Source organism: Flavobacteriales bacterium (assembly GCA_016715895.1).
In the GTDB taxonomy this organism is placed as follows: Bacteria; Bacteroidota; Bacteroidia; order Flavobacteriales_F; family PHOS-HE28; genus PHOS-HE28.
On the sequence record JADJXH010000004.1, the window covers coordinates 937474 to 956695 of the forward strand.

Consider the following 19222-nt stretch of genomic DNA (forward strand, 5'->3'; position numbering starts at 1 on the left):
CCTCAGGCATCCGTGTTCCCCGGAAGGGGATGTCGGGCCACCTTCACGGAGGCGTACTGGGCTTCCTGGGCGTCGCCCACATGAAGACCTGCCGGTTGTTCCGGAAGGGGCCGAGGTCCTTGGTGAACAACAGGTGCCCCAGGTCCAGCAGGGGCAGCACGCCGAAGCCCCCGAACGTGATGCCGTAGATGATCGGCACCCCGGGCCGTGTACCGAGGTAGATGCGGTGCGCGCCGAAGGTGCCCAGCCCGATGGCCAGGACGCTCGCGACCAACCGCTCGGGTTCGCGTCGGAGGCTGTCCGCAGCGGGCATCGCTGCGCAAGGTGGGAACCATGGACCGGCGCCCCGCGCAAGGAGCGCAGTGCTGCACAGCAGCAGCATGGTCACCAGCACGCCAGCGGGACGGCCCATGCGGCGAAAGGTACCCGGACGGCGAACGATGGGCTTATTGTCCCGCCGTGTAGCGGCGTTCCACCTCCGCCCAGTTCACCACGTTCCACCAGGCGCTGATGTAGTCGGGCCGGCGGTTCTGGTAGTGCAGGTAGTAGGCATGCTCCCACACGTCGAGCCCGAGGATCGGGGTGCCGCCGCAGCCGGTGTTCGGCATCAGCGGGTTGTCCTGGTTGGGCGTGCTGCAGATGTCCAGCTTGCCGCCGGGTTGCACACAAAGCCAGGCCCAGCCGCTGCCGAAGCGCGTGGCGCCCGCTTGGGCGAACTTCTCCTTGAAGGCCTCGAACGAGCCGAAGGCCCTGTTCATGGCCTCGGCCAGAGCACCGCCCGGTGCCCCGCCCGCATTGGGCCCCATGACCGACCAGAAGAGCGAGTGGTTGTAATGACCGCCGCCGTTGTTGCGCACGGCCATGTTGGTCATGTCCAGGCCCTTGAGGATGTCCTCGATGCTCTTGCCGTCCAGCGCGGTGCCCTCGATGGCCTTGTTCAGGTTGGTGACGTAGGCTTGGTGGTGCTTGCCGTGGTGGATCTGCATGGTCAGGGTGTCGATCACCGGTTCCAGGGCGGCGTGCGGGTAGGGAAGCTCGGGAAGTTGGAAGGGCATGGCTGTCAGTGAGTTAAGTGGTCGTTTCGACAGGTCGTGGTCAAAGATAGCCACCACGGAGGGTGCAAGATGTTTGGAATGTGCTGAAAGCCATTACTTTTGCCGCCACTTTCACCCAAACACCACCACGTCAATGACCAAGAAATTCGCTGTGCTGGCCGCCATGGCCGCACTGCTCGTCGCCTGCGGCGGTCCGAGCGCTGAGGAACTGGAGGCGAAGGCCAAGGCCACCGCTGACAGCATCGCCAATGTGCTCCGTATGGACAGCATCAAGGCCGCTGAGGCTGCCGCCGCTGCTGCTGCTGCTGCCGCTGCTGTGGACAGCACTGCCGGTGCCATGATGGACAGCGCCGCCACCATGGTGGAGGGCGCCGCGGACGCCGCCAAGAAGGCCGTGGGCCACTAAGCCGGACCGAGATCCATTGGAAGGGGGCCGCGAGGCCCCTTTCTCTTTTCGGTACCGGCCTCAACCGCCGGTGCGCAACTGCTCGTCCGCCTTCAGGAAGATGCTGTCGCTGTCCAGCAGGATGCGGTAGAAGCCTTCGTTGCCCCACACGTTCCGGGCGATCCCGGCCTTGAGCCGCTGCTCAATGGCCTGTGCGCTGCGGACACGCTCTGCGGGTCGGTCGGCGATGCCCTCCCGGGCCGCATGGGCCAGGAGGTCGGCCCAGAGCCGGTCGTCCATCCGGAAACGGTCGCGGAACACCAGCGGGTCTCCGAAGGCCTCGAACCGCGCCCGGTCGCGGTCCACCACGTCGAACGCGAACTGGTTCAACGAGCCGCTGAAGAAGAGCTCGTTCAGGAAGCGGGTCGTGCCGGCGGTATCCGCGGCCACGAACAGGTCCGGGGTGATCCCACCGCCGCCGTATACGATGCGGCCGCCCATGGTGCGGAACACCTGCGTGGAGTCCACCTGGGCGCTGTCGGCGTACAGCATCTCGCCATGGTCGAAGCGCTCGGCCAGGTCGTCGGCATAGTCGATCCCCTCCCCATATGGCCGTTGGATGCTGCGACCGCTCGGGGTGTAGTAGCGTGCGGTGGTGAGCCGCACGGCGCTGTGGTCGGGAAGGTCGAGGTGTTCCTGTACCAGCCCCTTGCCGAACGACCGCCGGCCCACGATGGTCCCCCGGTCGTTGTCCTGCACCGCACCGGCCAGGATCTCGCTGGCGCTGGCGCTGCCCTCGTCGATGAGCACGGCCAGCGGCATTGTCTCCAACAGTCCGTTCCGCGTGGCGCGGTAGTCCTGCCGGGGGTGGGAGCGGCCCTGCGTGTACACGATCATCCGGCCTTCTGGCAGGAACTCGTCGGCGAGCTCGATGGCCGCGTTGAGGTAGCCGCCGCCATTGCCGCGCAGGTCGAGCACCAGACGCTTCATGCCCGCCTTCTGCAGGGAACGGGCGGCGTCCACGAACTCCTGATGCGTGGTCCGGGCGAAGCGCACCAGCTTGATGTAGCCGGTGCCGTCGGGGCGCAGCAGGCTGGCGGCCACGCTGGTGATGGGGATCTTTCCCCGGTGGATGGTGACCTCGAAGGGACGTGCCTGGCCCTTGCGGACTATGGAGACGGTGACCGAGCTGCCGCCGGGGCCGCGCAAACGCTCCATCACCTGCTCGTTGGTGATGTCCATGCCCGTCATGGCTGCTCCGTCGGCGGCGACGATGCGGTCGCCGGCCCGGATGCCCAGTGCCGCGCTGGGCCCGCCTTCCACCGGGGCGATCACCACCACGGTATCGTGCTGGATGGCGAACTCCACCCCGATGCCCTCGAAGCTGCCCTCCAGGGGTTCCTGGGCGGCGCGCAGTTCGGCGGCGCTGATGTAGTAGCTGTGCGGGTCGAGGCGTTGCAGCAGGTCCTGGATCACCTCCTCCACGAGCTGCGTCTTGGCCACGGTGTCCACGTACTGGCGGTCGATGAGGTCGAGCACCTGGTCCACCTTGTCCGAAGGGCTGGTGCCGCGGGCCACGAAGAGGGCGGGCAGGGGCATGTGTTCCCGGCGCATGCCGTGGCCGATGAACAGACCGGCCACCAGCGCCAGGCTGAGCAGGAGCGGTAAGGCGGGGTTGATCGTGCGAGGGTCCCTCATGCGGGGTCGGGGTCCAATTGCTGCAGGGCCACTCCGCCGCGGGCCAGCAGGTCAAGCCCGGAGGGGTCCTTGTAGGCGGTGAGGTACACCAGGCGCTTGATGCCGGCCTGCAGGATGAGCTTGCTGCATTCCTTGCAGGGCGAGTGCGTGAGGTACAACGTCGCTCCCCGCGCATTGTTTGTGCTTCGGGCCACTTTCATGATGGCGTTGGCCTCGGCGTGCAGCACGTACCAGAGCGTCATGCCGTTCTCATCCTCGCAGTCGTTGGGGAAGCCCGTGGGGGTGCCGTTGTAGCCGTCGCTGATGATCATGCCTTCGCGTACGATGAGGGCGCCCACCTTCTTGCGCGTGCAGTGGCTCAGCTTCGCCCATTCCTGGGCCATGCGCATGTAGGCACGGTCGTAGCGTTCCTGTTTCCGGGGGTCGGCGTAGACGAGGGCTTCCTGCTGCATGTGACCGGAACGCATGTGCCCATGTGGCCATGTGCCTGTGTGCGCGTCGCGCCACGGGATCCGGCTCAGGCATGGCCACATGCTCGCATGAGCACATGGGCACATGATGGTGGTACCCAGGGCGGGACTCGAACCCGCACGAATTGCTTCACTGGTGTTTGAGACCAGCGCGTCTACCGATTCCGCCACCTGGGTGGGGGGACCCTTTATTGGAGCGCGAAGATAGCGGCTGGGAGCTGCTTCATCGGTCCAAGGGTCCTGGCGCACAGGATGGGTCCACCGACCGATGGCCATCACCCGTTCCATGGCTTGGGACCAGCAGATGGGGCCAACATCATGCGAAGAAGCGCTGTTCGCCTATCTTGTTCGTCGATAACGGTCTCCCATGTCCTACACGTTCAGTCGGTTGTTCCGATCCCTGGCCACGACCCTCGTCGCCGGATCGTTCAGCGCCAGCGTGATGGCCCAGTCCAACGTGTGGTTGGCCGACGGCACGGTCTGGATGGAAGGGTATTGGTGCTGTCCTCCGGGCACACCGACATGCGGCGATATGGTCAAGGACCGACGGGTGGTGGATGGAGACACCTTGATCAATGGGCACCTCTACAAAAAGGTCTATCAGTCCAGCTTGATCATAGAAAAGGACTGCGGTGTACCCCCGGGTACCTGCGTAGGTACGGTGATCGTTGACGACCACGGCGTGCCATCCTTGTTCCTCCGCGATACCCTCGGCTCGATGTATCGCCTGGTGAATGGCGTGGAGCACTTGTTGTACGATATGGACCTGGAGGTGGGTGACACCGTTGTGCAGACCGTGATGTGGCCCTGGCCCAGCGCTGTCGTGCTTTCCATCGACAGCGTTGTTGTTCAAGGTTCGTTCCGAAGGAGATTCCAGACCGGCCAGTTCTCCCTTATCGAGGGCGTGGGTTGGAGCGGGAACGGGTACGATTGGTTCGGCTTTTTACAGCCCCCATACCTCGGATATTGCAGCTACTGGGGCTTCTGCTACAGCGTGGCCGACACCACTTATTTTCCGGAGAACGGGGAGGCCTGTGCCCTACCCACGGCCATACCAACGCACGTCGCGGGAACCACCATCCCCCGGATCCATCCCAACCCGGCGAGTGATCTCCTTGTTCTGGAGATACCGCTCGGTGCGCTGCATGTGAGGGTGATGGGCGCCACGGGTGCCGAGGTGTGGAGGATGGAGCATCCGCCGACCGGTCGGATGTCGATCCCGCTCAGCGCTTTCGAAGCCGGGGCCTACGTGGTGGAAGTGCGCACGGGGTCGGCCGTGAGCAGCCGGCGCTTCATCGTCGCCCGACCTTGACGGACCTTGGGGTCAAGAGGTGAAGGGTTGACCATGGACGGTCGACCGATGGGCTTTTCCTCCGCCCGGACCTAGGGATGCCGGCGCGAGCTCAGAGCTGCTTCAACAGCCCCCTTAGGTCCACCTTCTCGCCCACGATCCGCTCCACCTCGCTGATGGGCACGCGCTCCTGCTTCATGCTGTCGCGCTCGCGGATGGTGACGGCGTTGTCGGTGAGCGTCTCGTGGTCCACGGTAATGCAGTAGGGCGTGCCGATGGCGTCCTGGCGGCGGTAGCGCTTGCCGATGGAGTCCTTCTCGTCGTACTGGCAGTTGTGGTCCAGCTTCAGGCGGTCCATGATGGCGCGGGCCTTCTCGGGCAGACCGTCCTTCTTGATCAGCGGCAGCACGGCCACCTTCACGGGCGCAAGGGCGGCCGGGATGCGCAGCACCACGCGCTCCTCGCCGTTGTCGAGCTTCTCCTCATCGTAGGCCGCGCTGAGGATGGCGAGGAACATGCGGTCCAGACCGATGCTCGTCTCCACCACGTAGGGCACGTAGCTCTCGTTGGCCTCGGGGTCGAAGTAGGTGAGCTTGCGGCCGCTGAACTTCTCGTGGTTGGCCAGGTCGAAGTCGGTGCGGCTGTGGATGCCCTCGAGCTCCTTGAAGCCCATGGGGAACTTGAACTCGATGTCGCAGGCCGCGTCGGCATAGTGCGCCAGCTTGATGTGGTCGTGGTATCGGTAGTTCTCCGCCGGCAGGCCCAGCGCGCGGTGCCAGGCCATGCGCTTGGCCTTCCAGTGCTCGTACCACTCCTGCTGGGTGCCGGGCTTGATGAAGAACTGCATCTCCATCTGCTCGAACTCGCGCATGCGGAAGATGAACTGGCGCGCCACGATCTCGTTGCGGAAGGCCTTGCCGGTCTGCGCGATGCCGAAGGGGATCTTCATCCGCGCGCTCTTCTGCACGTTGAGGAAGTTGACGAAGATGCCCTGGGCGGTCTCGGGGCGCAGGTAAATGGTGCTGCTCTCGCCGCTCACGCTGCCCAGCTCGGTGGCGAACATCAGGTTGAACTGGCGCACATCGGTCCAGTTGCCCGTGCCGCTGATGGGGCATTTGATCTCCTCGTCGATGATCAGCTGGCGCAGGGCGGCCAGATCGTTGGCCTCCAGGGCGGCCTTCATGCGGCCCTCCACGGCATCGATGCGCTCCTGGCTGCGCTTCACGTTGGGGTTGGTGGCGCGGAACTGGGCCTCGTCGAAGGCCTCGCCGAACTTCCTGCGGCCCTTCTCCACCTCCTTCTCGATCTTGTCGGCGTACTTGGCCATGTGCTCCTCGAGCAGCACGTCCGCGCGGTAGCGCTTCTTGCTGTCCTTGTTGTCGATGAGCGGATCGTTGAAGGCGTCCACATGGCCGCTGGCCTTCCAGGTGGTGGGGTGCATGAAGATGGCCGCGTCGATGCCCACGATGTTCTCGTTGAGCTTGGTCATGGCCTCCCACCAATAGCGGCGGATGTTGTTCTTCAGCTCGGCACCATAGGGGCCGTAGTCGTACGTGGCGCTTAGGCCGTCGTAGATCTCGCTGCTGGGGAACACGAAGCCATACTCCTTGGCATGGCCGATGAGGGTCTTGAGGCGGTCTTCCTGGTTGCTCATGCTGGTGGTGCGAACGCTCTGGAAACCTTCAGCGTCGCGGGCGCAAAGATGGGCAGCGGGGCACGAACGCCGGGTGTTGCGGACGACCGGCCTTCGGTCAGGTGCGTCGGCGTGATCGTCAGCTTCCGGCCGCCTTCCGTCGGATCGCCGCGCGGAAACGGCAGGCCAGGACGTTGGATCGGGTCGGAAGCGCATGGTGAGGAACAGCGTCGAACACACCGGCCCGTCAACACGTGCGTGTGCGCAACTTGGGGGTGTCCCCGACAGGCCTCCGCAGGCCCTCCGGGTACTTTCGGCGCGGCCGCTCGTGCGTTCGGCCGTGACCGTGCCCACCTTGCTGCGAACCATCCTGTTGTTGCCGCCCCTGCTGGCGTGCGCGCCCATGGCGTGGGCCCAACCGGTGAACGATGATTGCGCCTCGGCACTGACGCTCTGTGCCCAGCAGCCGCTCACGGGCAACAACACGGGCGCGGTGGGCATCCCGGGCTTCTGCCCGGGCACCAACAGCGTGCTGTGGTACACCTTCACGACCAACTCGCAGGGCGGCGCGGTGAACGTGACCATCAACGGCCTGGACTGTCCGGTGGTGGCCGGCATGGACAACGAGCTGAGCGTGATCGTGCTGAGCGGGGACGGCAGCTGCCAGCCGGGCAGCTTCACGGCGGTGGGCAACTGCACGCAGGATTCGGTGGACTTCACCATGACCACGGACAGCCTTTCGCCCAACACCCAGTACTGGGTGCTGGTGAGCGGCGTGGCCGACAATGGGGCCACGATCAGCGCACAATGCGACTTCGGGGTCACCCTTGGAGGTCCGGGTGCGGACATCGTGGGGGTGGACTTCAGCGCGGGCGAGGATGTGGAGATCGGCGAGGGCGAGTTCGCGGAACTGGAGGCCACGGGCGGCACCACCTACACCTGGACGCCGAACGCAGGGCTCAGCGACGACGCCATTCCCGATCCGCTGGCCAACCCGTCGGAGACCACCACGTACACGGTGACCACGCAGCTGAACGGCTGCACGTACAGCGATGAGGTGCTGGTGGAGGTGATCCGGCGCATCCAGCCCACCAACACCTTCACGCCCAACGGCGACGGGCACAACGACACCTGGACCATCTTCGGCATCTCGGACTACCCGGCCTGCGAGGTGACCATCTACGACCGCTGGGGCCAGCGTGTCTTCCGCGATGTGGGCTACACGGAGCCTTGGGACGGCACCAACGGCGGGGCGGGATTGCCGATGGCCACGTACTACTACCACATCGTGCTCAACACCCGGGAGGGTGGGTCCGCTGCGGCCTACACCGGGTCCATCACCATCGTGCGATGAGGGCGACCCTGCTGCTGCTGACCGTGCTCTTCGCCGCGTTGTTGCGGGCGCAGCAGGTGCCGCAGTACTCGCAGAACGTGCTCAACTACTTCAACATCAACCCGGCGGTGGCGGGCAGCAAGGACTGCATCGATGTGCGGCTGGGCTTCCGCAAGCAATGGGTGGGCTTCGAGAACGCGCCCACCACGGGCTGGGCCAGCGTGCATGCCACCATCCGCAACAAGAAGAAGCCCTACCTCAAGGGCAAGCACGGCATCGGTGGTTATGTGGAGGCCGACGATACCGGTCCGCTGGGCTACACGCTGATCAACCTGGCCTACGCCTACCATGTGCGGATGAACAAGGACCATTACCTGGCCATGGGCACCTTCCTCGGGGTGAAGCAGCAGAAGTTCGATGTGGGGCAGACGCTGGTGGCGGACTTCAACGACCCGGTGCTGGCCAGCAGGAGCTCCTCGTTCGTGTTCCCCATCATCTCGCCCGGCATCTGGCTGTACAGCAAGACCTACTGGGCAGGCCTCAGCGTGCACCAGCTGCTGAACAACCGCGTGCCCGGCATCGGGGTCGATTCGCGGCTGAGCCCGCACTATTTCCTGAGCGCAGGCTATCGCTGGCGCATCGGCCGAAAGACCTCGGTGACGCCCAATGCCCTGATCAAGCTTTCGCGCGGTTCGCCGATGGCCATGGACATCAACGCCATGCTGGAGTGGAACCGCGTGCTGGGCATCGGGGTTAGCTACCGCAACCAGGACGCGGTGGTGGCCATGGTGAAGTTCGGCTTCCTCAAGTTCTTCACCCTGGGCTACGCGTACGACATCACCACCTCCAAGCTGAAGGCCGCCAGCAGCAACACGCACGAGGTGATCCTGGGCATCACGCCCTGCATCCCGGTCGATCCCAGCAAGCGCATCGTCAGCTGCCCCATCTTCGAATAGGACCCCATGAAGGACCACGGACCCCGAACGCTCTTCCGCCCGGCACTGCTGTTCACGCTCCTTCTTATGGGGGCGGTGGCCAGTGCACAGGACGTCCTCTATTGGACCGGCGGTGAGGGCCGCTGGAGCGATGCCCGCATGTGGTCCGCATCGCCGGACGGTGCGGGTGGAGCGGGGGTGCCGGATGAGGACACCGAGGTGCGCATCGGTGGGGACGGGGAGGTGGAGGTGGGTGTGGAAGGGGTGGTGGCCTGCCGCTCGCTGCATGTGGATGCGCGGGCCGCGCGTGTGCGTGTGCATGGAGGCCCGGGCGCACGCGTGACGATCGCAGGCGGCTGGGTGATGGCGGGAGAGGCGCGGATGGCCGTGGAAGGCGGTGTGCGGCTCACGGGCCGGGCCGGTGATGCGGTGCTTGATCTCCACGGCGTGGAGGTGGCGAACGATGTGGTGCTGGACGGTTCCGGCAGCTGGGACCTGCTGAGCGCGCTGGTGGTCGATGCCGCGCATACCGTGCGGTTGGAGCGTGGCGAATTGCGGCTGAACGGCGGGGTGCTGAACGCCGGTGCGCTCGTCGTCGGGCCGCGCGCCGAGCGGGCGTTGAAGGCCGCCGGCGCCATGGTCCTTGTGGACCGGCTGGAGGGTGCTGGTGCGGGGCGGATGGCCTGGGAGCCCACCACCACCCTGCTGGTGAACGGTGCCGCCCGACGCTGGGACGGTACGGCCGTGGGGCAGGAGGACCTGATGCGGATGGCGGTGAACTGTGGCACCGGAACCGGGCAGATCCCTTTCCAGGTGAACGCGGTGGTCACCAGCGACTTCAACGGGTTCGGGGTGAGCTGCAATGGCGTGTGCGATGCGGCGGTGAACGTCTCCATCCAGGGAGGCATCGGGCCTTTCGCCATCCAATGGCAGGGCGGCCCCAATGGCACGGGCACCGCGCTGCCGTGGGTGAACACCTGCGCCGGGAACAAGCTCGTGATCGTCACCGACCTCGGCCAGAACGTGGGCTGCTTCGCCTCGGTCCTGGTGACCCCTCCGCCGCCCCTGGGGGTCGTCTTCTTCGGCCTGAACCCACCGGCCTGTGCGAACGTGTGCAACGGCACCGCGATCACCTTCCCCGGTGGTGGCACCGGCTTCGGCTACCAATACGACTGGAACAACGGAGCGGAGACCGTTCCGAACCCGACGCAGCTCTGCGCCGGCGTCAACTCCTTGGAGATCATCGATGCGAACGGCTGTGTCTTCGACACCACCTTCACCATCACCCTGCTTCCGCTCGAAGCCACGCTGCAGAGCACACCGCCGAGCTGCGCCGGGGACTGCGACGGGACCGCTGAGGTCACCGTCACGGGCGGCACGCCGGGCTACACGTACGACTGGCAGCCCGGCAGCCCGGTGGGCGACGGGACCGCCCAGGTGATCGGGCTTTGTGCGGGCACCTATACCGTGCTGGTGGCGGATGCCAACGGCTGCGACACGCTGATTACCTTCGACCTGGTGGCGCCACCGGCGATCGAGCCCAACCTGGTGATCACGCCGGCCACCTGCGCTGATGCCTGCGATGGAACGGCCACGGCCACCCCATCCGGAGCGCCGGGTCCGTTCACTTTCCTGTGGACGCCTGCACCCGGAAGCGGGCAGGGCACCGGAACTGCCACGGGCCTGTGCGCCGGACCCGGCACGGTGCTCATCACCGATCAGACAACGGGCTGCGACACCCTTGTGCCTTTCCTCATCGCTTCGCCGCCACCGCTGCAGGCCACATTGTCCGCCGTGAACGCCACCTGTGCGAACACCTGTGACGGCAGTGCCGGAGTGGTGGTGAGCGGGGGCACGCCCGGCTACACGTACACCTGGAGCCCGGCCCCGGGCGCGGGCCAGGGCACACCGGACGTCACCGGGCTCTGTGCGGGCAACTACACCCTGCTGGTGGCGGACGCGGCCGGTTGCGACACCCTGATCGCCTTCGCCATCACGGCGCCGCCGCCGCTTGTCGTGTCCTTGGACACCACCTCGGTGAGCTGCTCGGGCGCCTGCGATGGGGAGGCCTCCGTGCTGGTGAGCGGTGGCACACCCGGTTACACCATCTCCTGGTCCAACGGACAGGGCGGACCTGGGATCACGGCCTTGTGCGCGGGCCCGTACAGCGTGACCGTGTCCGACGCCAACGGCTGTGACACCACGCTGGCCTTCGTGCTCGCCGAACCGCCGCCGCTGGATGCCACACCCGCGCAGACGAACGTGACCTGCGGCGGGCAGTGCGATGGCACGGCCTCCGTGGCCGTGAACGGTGGCACACCGGGCTACACCTATGTGTGGACGCCCGCACCCGGGGGAGGCCAGGGCACTCCTGATGCGACGGATCTGTGCGCTGGCGCGTACAGCGTGCTGATCACCGATGCGAACGGGTGCACGTTCACGGTACCGTTCACCATCCTTGATGCGGTGCCCTTGCAGTTCTCGCTCAACGTGCAGGACGCGTCCTGCCCGGGTGTATGCGATGGTGAAGTGGGGGTGATCATCACCGGCGGCACCCCGACGTACACCTACCTGTGGTCTCCGGCGCCCGGTGCCGGCCAGGGCAGCCCGAACGTCACCGGCCTGTGCGCCGGTCCCTACCAGTTGACCGTGACCGACGCCTTGGGTTGCGACAGCACCATCGCTTTCACGGTGAACGCGCCCTCGGCCATCCTTCCGAACGAAGTGGTGGTGGAGCCGGTGTGCGCGGGTTCCTGCGATGGCAGCATCACGCTCGCGCCCACGGGAGGCACTGGCGTGTACACCTACGGGTGGACGCCGCAACCGCCCAATGGGCAGGGACAGCCGCAGGCCACGGGCCTGTGCGCAGGAGTGTGGACCGTCACCATCACCTCCGGTGGCTGTGATACCACGCTCACGATCGACCTGCAGGCCCCCCCGTCGCTGGATGTGCAACTGACACCGACGGACGCCAGTTGCGCCGATGAGTGCGATGGATCCGCCACGGCCGCGGTGAGCGGGGGCACTCCCGGTTACACCTACCTGTGGACACCGGCGCCGGGCGGTGGGCAGGGCACCGCTGATGCCACGGGACTTTGTGCGGGCAGCTACACGCTGCAGGTGACGGATGCGGTGGGTTGCGACACCACCCTGCAGTTCACGATCGATGCGCCGGCTCCGCTGGATGTGCAGCTGGTGACCACACCGGCGAGCTGCGGTGGTGCGTGCGACGGCACGGCGACGGCCACGGCGGGCGGTGGCACCCCCGGCTACTCCTACGTATGGACACCCGCGCCCGGTGCCGGTCAGGGCACGCCGAACGCGACGGGGCTTTGTCCCGGTGCCTACGTGCTGGTGGTGGCCGATGCGAACGGCTGCGACACCACGCTCAATTTCACGATCAGCACACCGAGCGGCATCCTGGCGACCCCACAGGTGACACCGGCCAGCTGTGCCGACGTGTGCGATGGCGCCATCGACCTCACGGTGACCGGTGGCGTGGGGCCGTACACCTTCGACTGGACACCGGCCCCTCCGGTGGGTGCAGGGACCGCGAACGTGAGCGGGCTCTGCCCTGGCGACTGGACCGTGGTGATCGGTGATCAGGCGCAGTGCGACACGGTGCTGGTGATCAACGTGCCTGCGCCCACGGCGTTGGACGCTCAGCTCACGGTGACCGACGAGACCTGCAATGGCCCGTGCGATGGAACGGCGAGCGTGTCCGTGAGCGGCGGGCAGCCCGGCTATCAGTACGTGTGGAGCCCTGCACCGGGCGGTGGACAGGGCACCGCGAACGCCACAGGTCTCTGTGCGGGCACCTATGCCCTGACGGTGACCGATGCGGGTGGCTGCGACACCACCCTGACCTTCGACATCCTGCCGGAGCAACCCATCGATGTGGGTCTGGTGGTGGTGGACGGCATTTGTGCGCTGACCTGCAGCGGGTCGGCGACCTCCACACCGACCGGCGGAGCAGGTCCCTACACCTTCTTCTGGTCACCCGCGCCTGGTACAGGTCAGGGTACCGGCAGCGTGACAGGCTTGTGCGATGGCCTGTATGCCCTGACGGTGACCGATGCGAACGGATGCGACACCACGGTGACCTTCAACGTGGTGAAGCCGCCCCCCATCGTGTCGAGCCTGCAGTGGGGCAATGAGACCTGTGACGGCCCGTGCACCGGCAGTGCGGCGGCCTTCCCCACCGGCGGCAATGGGGCCCCGTACACCTTCCTGTGGACACCAGCGCCTGGCGGTGGTCAGGGCACCAACATCGCCACTGGCCTCTGCGCGGGCGTCACCTACAGCCTCACCATCACCGATGCGCTGGGCTGCGACACCACCGAGAGCTATACCATCCTTCCGTTCCAGCCGATCGTGCCCAACCTGGGCACCACACCGGTGAGCTGTGCGGGCATCTGCGACGGTTCGGCCACGGTGGGCCCCACGGGCGGTGAAGCGCCATACACCTACACCTGGTCGCCCGCTCCGGGCGGAGGGCAGGGTACTCCGCAGGCCACCGGGCTGTGCGCGGGCGTGTACACGGTGACCATCGCCGATTTCTTCAACTGCGACACCACCGTGCAGGTGCTGATCACCGGGCCGCAGGCCCTGGACCTGGGCGCATCGGTCTCGCCCATCACCTGTGCGGGCCAGTGCGATGGTAGCATCGTGCTGAACGTGAGCGGCGGTACGCCGGGCTATTCCTTCGACTGGACGCCCGACCCGCCGAACGGTGATGGCACCAACAGCGCCTTCGGCCTCTGCCCTGCCAGTTATGCGGTGCTGGTAACGGATGCCAACGGCTGCGACACCACGGCCACCTTCATCCTGGATGAGCCGCTACCGCTGACCGCCACCTTGACCACCACGCCGAGCCAGTGCCAGCAGTGCATCGGCTCCGCCGAGGTGGATCCCGTGGGTGGCACACCGCCGTACAGCTTCCAATGGACGGGCCAGGGCGGGGTGATCATCGGAACGGACAGCGTCGTGGTGAACCTGTGCGCCGGGCTTTACACCGTGCTGGTGAGCGACGCGAACGGATGCCTCTTCTCCCTGCCGGTGGCGATCACCGACAGCAACGGCGAAGTGCTGGCCACCGCCGATGGGCTTACCAGCTGCCCGGGCGGTTGTGACGGGTCGGTGAGCGTGCAATACGTGTGCAGCGATCCGCCCTGCACAGTGCTGTGGACGGATGCGCTCGGCGTGGACCTCGGACAACCCACGGACACCGCCAACAACCTCTGCGCGGGCAGTTATCTCGTTCAGGTCACCAACGGTTCGGGCTGCATCAGCATCGACACGGCCGTGGTGGCGTCGCCGCCGCCGATCGTGGCCAACCTGAGCACCACGCCCGAGACCTGCGCGGGCACTTGCGATGGCACCGCCACCGTGGGCCCCATGGGTGGTCAGCCTCCGTACACGTTCGATTGGACACCGGACCCACCCGGCGGTGATGGCGGACCGCAGGCGACCGGCCTTTGTGCAGGCGCCTATGACCTGTTGATCACGGATCAGGGCGGATGCACTCTGCAGCTGAGCGCGCTGATCCTGGCCCCCGCACCGATCGATCCGGCGGCGGTGGTCACCCCTGAAGGGTGTCCGGGCAGCTGTGATGCGAGCATCGTGCTGAGCCCGACCGGAGGCACACCGGGCTACACCTACCTGTGGCAGCCGGCGCCGCCCAACGGCCAGGGTACGTCCTCCGCATTGGAACTCTGTCCCGGTGACTGGACCGTGACCATCGCCGACGCGAACGGCTGCGATACGACGGTGGTGTTCACCATTGTCGAACCGCCTGCGCTGGTGCTCACCGGCAGCAGCACGCCGAGCCAGTGCCAGGTGTGCAACGGCACCGCGGAGGTCGTGATCGCGGGCGGAACACCGGGGTACACCATACAATGGACGGACGGCAACGGTCAGCCGGTCGGCAGCGCGCCTGTGCTGGCGGGCCTTTGTGCCGGTCTGTATACAGCGACGGTTACGGATGCCGGAGGATGCAGCGCGAGCCTCGTGGTGCCGGTCACCGATGCCAACGGCGAGGTGCTCACGGTCGTGGACGGAAGCACCACCTGCGGCAACACCTGCGATGGTGAAGTGAGCGTGCAGTTCACCTGTTCATTGCCGCCGTGCACGGTGACGTGGACGAACACGCTGGGCGATACGCTGGCCCAGAACATCAACGTTCTCCCGGGCCTCTGTACCGGCAGCTATTTCGTGGCGGTGGAGAACGGCGCGGGCTGCATCAGCATCGATACGGCGTTGGTCGCGCCGGGCACGGCCGTGATCCCCGGCTTGTCCACCACACCGGTGAGCTGCGCGGGGGCTTGCGATGGCACGGCCACGGTGGGCCCCACCGGTGGCATCGGCCCTTATGCGTTCGATTGGGCGCCCGATCCGATCACGGGTGACGGTGGCCCGCAGGCGAGCGGGCTCTGCGCCGGCGTGTACACCGTCCAGATCACGGATCAGGGAACGGGTTGCGATACGCTCGTGAACGTGTTGATCCTGGAACCGCAGCCGCTGTCCGTTTCGGCCGTGCTCGAGGATGCCTCCTGCGAGGCCCAGTGCAATGGAAGCATCGTGGTCACCGTGCAGGGTGGAACGGGTGCCTACACCTATGAGTGGACCCCGGTTCCCGCGAACGGCGACGGCACCAACGCCGCCTTCGGCCTGTGCGCGGGCAGCTACGACCTGCTGATCACCGATGCCAACGGGTGTGACACGCTGGTCACGTACACCATCGCCGAGCCGCCACCGCTGGTGCTGACAGCGAACGCGACGCCGAGCGAGTGCGGTCTTTGCGTCGGCGCGGCCGAGGTGGAGGTCGCGGGAGGAACGCCGTCGTACACGATCGCGTGGACGCTCAATGGAGCCCCGCTGGGTGCGGATAGTGTGGTGACGAACCTCTGCGCGGGGCTGTACACGGCCACGGTACAGGATGCCAATGGCTGCCTGGCCGCCCTGTTGGTGCCCATCACCGACAGCAATGGTGAGGTGGTGACCACCACCGACGGGATCACCAGTTGTCCAGGTGAATGCGATGGCGAGGTGTCGGCCTCCTTCGTCTGTGCCGATCCCCCGTGCACGTCGGCGTGGACGGATGCTCTTGGCAACGACCTCAACGAACCGGGAATAAGCCTGGACAGCCTTTGCGCGGGATCGTACTTCATCGTGGTCACCAACGCTTCGGGCTGCATCACGATCGACACGGCCGTGGTGGCGGAACCCGATCCCATCGTGGCCCAGCTGAGCACCACGCCCGTGACCTGTGCGGGCCTGTGCGACGGAACGGCCACCGTGGGCATCAGTGGGGGCGTCGGTCCGTACGTCATCGATTGGTCGCCCGACCCGATCAATGGGGACGGCACGCCGCAAGTGACCGACCTGTGCGCGGGCACCTACGACGTCACCATCACCGATGCCAGCGGCTGCAGCATCTCCGTGGCGGTGCTCATCCTGGAGCCCCAGCCGTTCACGATCACCGCGGTTGAGGAACCGGTGACCTGCAACGGCGCCTGCGATGCCAGCATCGTGCTCACGGTGGCGGGCGGCACGCCGGGCTACACCTTTGATTGGACGCCCGATCCGCCGAACGGCGACGGCACCAACGCGGCGTTCTCACTGTGTGCAGGCAGTTACGCCGTGCTGATCACCGACCTGAACGGTTGCGATACCACGCTCACCTTCACGGTGGTGGATCCGCCGCTCTTCGAAGCACAGCTCAGCATCACGGACAACCTCTGTTTCGGAGACTGTGCAGGTACGGCGACCGCCGCACTGACCGGCGGTGTTCCGCCATACAGCGTGACGTGGACCGATGCCGGTGGGGTGATCCTGGCGCAGGACACCACCTTCATCGACGGGTTGTGCGCGGGGGACTACACGCTGACGGCCACGGATGCGAACGGGTGTATCGTCGCATTGCCCTTTACGATCGGACAGGGTGCGGCCATTGATGCCGATCTGCTGTTCACGAACGAGACCTGCTTCGGGCCCTGCGATGGCACGGCGAGCGTAAGCCCGACCGGCGGCACAGGCGGGTTCACCTACCTCTGGCAACCGCAGCCGGGCGGCGGTCAGGGCACCCCGAACGCCACCGGCCTCTGCCCGGGCAACTGGACGGTGACGATCGCCGACAGCCAGGGCTGCGACACCACCGTGGCGTTCACCATCCTGCCCTTTGCGCCCATCGTACCCAATGAGGTGGTGACCGATGTGCTGTGCAATGGGGTCTGCGACGGCACCATCACCGTGGCGCCGACAGGCGGCTTCGGCAACTACACGTTCACATGGTCGCCCGTGCCGCCGAACGGCCAGGGCGGTGCCGCGGCCACCGGGCTCTGTCCCGGCGCGTGGTCGGTGACGATCGCCGACGGCATCGGTTGCGACACCACGGTCACATACACCATCCAGGAGCCCTCACCGGTGCAGGTGACGGTGGATGCCACCGTACCGGCCAGCTGCAACACGGCCTCCGACGGGTCCATTGATATCACCATCGCCGGCGGGGTGGGCGGCTACACCGTGCTGTGGGCCGGACCAGGCGGCTTCTCCAGCATCCAGGAGGACATCGACCAACTGTTCCCCGGCCCCTACACCGTGGTGGTGACGGATGCCAACGGCTGCACCGCCAGCGCGAACGTTCAGGTGGATGCGCTGGTGACGGTGACGGCCGACGCGGGAGCCGATCAGCAGCTCTGTTCCGGGTCCGTGGTGGTGCTGGACGGCAGCGCGAGCACAGGCGGATCGAGCTGGCAATGGACCGATGGGCAGGGCACTATCGTCGGCACACAACCGGTGCTGACGCTCACGGGCCTGAGCCCCGACACCCTCACCTACACGCTGACCGTGACGGACGGACCGTGCTCGGCGCAGGACCAGGTGACCGTGGTGATCTGGGCCACACCGTTCGCCGATGCCGGTCCCGACCGCACCATCTTCCTGAACGCGCAGACCGAGCTGGGCGACGACCCCAGCGGCCCGCAAGGCTCCACCTTCAGCTGGCAGCCGGATTCGCTGCTGGACGATCCCACCTCCGCCAACCCCTTGGCCACCCCGCTGGAGACCACCTGGTTCGTCCTTACGGTGACCACACCGGATGGCTGTTCCGCGGTGGATTCGGTGCTGGTGACCGTGGTGCCCGAGGTGGTGATCCCCTCCGGATTCACGCCGAACGGCGACGGGTGGAACGATGTCTGGCAGATCGACCTGATCGACATGTTCCCCGAGTGTGAGGTGGAGGTGTACAGCCGGTGGGGCGAGCTGCTCTTCCAGAGCGTGGGCTACAAGGAGCCCTGGGACGGCCGGTACAGCGGTGGTCTGGTGCCGGTGGGCACCTACTACTACGCCATCCGCCTCAACCACCCGGATTTCCCCGAACCCTATACCGGTCCGCTGACCGTCATCCGCTGAAGCCATGAACCTGCGCCACCAAGTCCTTCCGCTGCTGATGGTCGCCGGCACGGCGGCCGCACAACAACTGCCGCAGCTCAGCCAGTACGTGAGCCAGGACTACCTGTACAACCCGTCCGTGGCGGGTTCGCGGCCCTGGTTCGAGCTGCGCAGTGCGCACCGCTATCAATGGGTCGGGGTCCAGGATGCGCCGCGCACCTTCATGCTGAGCGCCACCACGCCGGTGGGCCGCAAGATGGGGTTGGGCGGATTCCTGTTCACGGACAACGTGGGCCCCACGCGGCGCACGGGCTTCCAGCTCACCTATGCCTACCACCTCCAGCTCACCGAGAAGCTGCGCCTGGGCCTTTCGCTGAGCGGCGGGCTGGTGCAGTTCCTCATCGACGGATCCAAGATCACCTTCCATGACGGCAGCGATCCCGTGATGGACGATCAGCTGCGGGGCGAGGTGGTTCCGGACGCCACGTTCGCCTTCCTGTTGCACCATCCCAACTACTGGTTCGGCGCCACGGCCCCGCAACTGTTCAACAACCGCATCTACTTCTTCGATGAGCAGGAGGAGACCCTGAGCCGATTGGAGCGGCACTACTTCGCCACCGGTGGATACCGCATCCGCTTCTCCGAGGACCTGCGCCTGGAGCCCAGCTTCCTGGTGAAGTACGTGAGCCCGGTGCCGCCGAAGGTGGACCTGAACCTCACCCTGAACTACAAGGACATCCTGTGGATCGGAGGGGGCTGGCGGTCCAACGACGCCATTCCCCTGATGGTGGGTTGCTGGCTGAAGAAGATGTTCCAGTTCGGGTATTCGTTCGACCTGACCACCACGGGCTTGAGCCGTTACAGTCAAGGCACGCATGAGGTGATGTTGGCCATCACCTTCGGGAAGGACAGACCGGCCGCGCGGGCCAAGGCCACCAACGAGCCCTCCGTGACCGCACCGACGCCCTGATGCGTGTCGTCGGTCGCTGACACGTCCACGGCGCCTCACCCCTCATCGGTGAAGCGCTTCGG

Annotated in this window: 11 protein-coding genes and 1 tRNA gene; 6 read left to right on the plus strand and 6 right to left on the minus strand. The window is 66.4% G+C overall.

The window, feature by feature from the left end; translation table 11 throughout:
• Positions 1–43 precede the first annotated feature (43 nt).
• Both IPM49_12665 and IPM49_12670 read right to left on the minus strand, forming a co-directional pair.
• Positions 44–412 (minus strand): TM2 domain-containing protein, encoded by a 369-nt coding sequence (locus IPM49_12665; protein MBK9275374.1) that lies wholly within the window; start codon positions 410–412, stop codon positions 44–46.
• Positions 413–446: 34 nt separating this feature from the next.
• Positions 447–1055 carry a superoxide dismutase gene (locus IPM49_12670; GenBank protein ID MBK9275375.1) on the minus strand — a complete coding sequence of 203 codons (609 nt, stop codon included), beginning with the start codon at positions 1053–1055 and terminating at the stop codon, positions 447–449.
• A gap of 133 nt (positions 1056–1188) precedes the next feature.
• On the opposite strand from IPM49_12670, the gene IPM49_12675 reads away from it, so the two are divergent.
• Positions 1189–1461, plus strand: a complete 273-nt coding sequence (locus IPM49_12675) for a hypothetical protein (protein ID MBK9275376.1) — start codon at positions 1189–1191, stop codon at positions 1459–1461.
• Positions 1462–1521: 60 nt separating this feature from the next.
• Here IPM49_12675 and IPM49_12680 read toward each other — a convergent pair whose 3' ends face one another.
• The 3 genes from IPM49_12680 to IPM49_12690 form a co-directional block, all read right to left on the minus strand.
• Positions 1522–3138 carry a S41 family peptidase gene (locus IPM49_12680; GenBank protein ID MBK9275377.1) on the minus strand — a complete coding sequence of 539 codons (1617 nt, stop codon included), beginning with the start codon at positions 3136–3138 and terminating at the stop codon, positions 1522–1524.
• Positions 3135–3590, minus strand: a complete 456-nt coding sequence (locus tag IPM49_12685) for a dCMP deaminase family protein (protein MBK9275378.1) — start codon at positions 3588–3590, stop codon at positions 3135–3137. The genes IPM49_12680 and IPM49_12685 overlap by 4 nt, the downstream gene beginning before the upstream one ends.
• A 110-nt stretch (positions 3591–3700) precedes the next feature.
• Positions 3701–3785 (minus strand) — tRNA-Leu (locus IPM49_12690).
• A 190-nt stretch (positions 3786–3975) separates the two neighbouring features.
• Here IPM49_12690 and IPM49_12695 point away from each other — a divergent pair.
• Complete coding sequence (locus IPM49_12695) at positions 3976–4920, plus strand: T9SS type A sorting domain-containing protein (GenBank protein MBK9275379.1); 945 nt, start codon at positions 3976–3978, stop codon at positions 4918–4920.
• A 91-nt stretch (positions 4921–5011) separates the two neighbouring features.
• Here the strand turns inward: IPM49_12695 and IPM49_12700 are convergent, their stop codons facing one another.
• Positions 5012–6553 (minus strand): glycine--tRNA ligase, encoded by a 1542-nt coding sequence (locus tag IPM49_12700; GenBank protein ID MBK9275380.1) that lies wholly within the window; start codon positions 6551–6553, stop codon positions 5012–5014.
• A 334-nt stretch (positions 6554–6887) separates the two neighbouring features.
• On the opposite strand from IPM49_12700, the gene IPM49_12705 reads away from it, so the two are divergent.
• The 4 genes from IPM49_12705 to IPM49_12720 are packed head-to-tail and all read left to right on the plus strand — an operon-like array spanning position 6888 to position 19160.
• Positions 6888–7886: a gliding motility-associated C-terminal domain-containing protein gene (locus tag IPM49_12705; protein ID MBK9275381.1), complete on the plus strand. Its 999-nt coding sequence runs from the start codon at positions 6888–6890 to the stop codon at positions 7884–7886.
• Positions 7883–8821, plus strand: a complete 939-nt coding sequence (locus IPM49_12710) for a type IX secretion system membrane protein PorP/SprF (protein MBK9275382.1) — start codon at positions 7883–7885, stop codon at positions 8819–8821. The genes IPM49_12705 and IPM49_12710 overlap by 4 nt, the downstream gene beginning before the upstream one ends.
• A gap of 6 nt (positions 8822–8827) precedes the next feature.
• Positions 8828–18211, plus strand: a complete 9384-nt coding sequence (locus IPM49_12715) for a gliding motility-associated C-terminal domain-containing protein (protein ID MBK9275383.1) — start codon at positions 8828–8830, stop codon at positions 18209–18211.
• A 4-nt stretch (positions 18212–18215) separates the two neighbouring features.
• A complete protein-coding gene (locus IPM49_12720) occupies positions 18216–19160 on the plus strand; it encodes a type IX secretion system membrane protein PorP/SprF (GenBank protein MBK9275384.1) in 945 nt (314 codons plus the stop codon).
• The last annotated feature ends 62 nt before the right edge of the window (positions 19161–19222 follow it).

What these genes read in the sequence shown, in the direction of transcription:
- IPM49_12665 (MBK9275374.1), bottom strand. Translation starts at nt 412, where the DNA reads ATGGGCCGTCCCGCTGGCGTGCTGGTGACCATGCTGCTGCTGTGCAGC.
- IPM49_12670 (MBK9275375.1), bottom strand. Translation starts at nt 1,055, where the DNA reads ATGCCCTTCCAACTTCCCGAGCTTCCCTACCCGCACGCCGCCCTGGAA.
- IPM49_12675 (MBK9275376.1), top strand. Translation starts at nt 1,189, where the DNA reads ATGACCAAGAAATTCGCTGTGCTGGCCGCCATGGCCGCACTGCTCGTC.
- IPM49_12680 (MBK9275377.1), bottom strand. Translation starts at nt 3,138, where the DNA reads ATGAGGGACCCTCGCACGATCAACCCCGCCTTACCGCTCCTGCTCAGC.
- IPM49_12685 (MBK9275378.1), bottom strand. Translation starts at nt 3,590, where the DNA reads ATGCAGCAGGAAGCCCTCGTCTACGCCGACCCCCGGAAACAGGAACGC.
- IPM49_12695 (MBK9275379.1), top strand. Translation starts at nt 3,976, where the DNA reads ATGTCCTACACGTTCAGTCGGTTGTTCCGATCCCTGGCCACGACCCTC.
- IPM49_12700 (MBK9275380.1), bottom strand. Translation starts at nt 6,553, where the DNA reads ATGAGCAACCAGGAAGACCGCCTCAAGACCCTCATCGGCCATGCCAAG.
- IPM49_12710 (MBK9275382.1), top strand. Translation starts at nt 7,883, where the DNA reads ATGAGGGCGACCCTGCTGCTGCTGACCGTGCTCTTCGCCGCGTTGTTG.
- IPM49_12715 (MBK9275383.1), top strand. Translation starts at nt 8,828, where the DNA reads ATGAAGGACCACGGACCCCGAACGCTCTTCCGCCCGGCACTGCTGTTC.
- IPM49_12720 (MBK9275384.1), top strand. Translation starts at nt 18,216, where the DNA reads ATGAACCTGCGCCACCAAGTCCTTCCGCTGCTGATGGTCGCCGGCACG.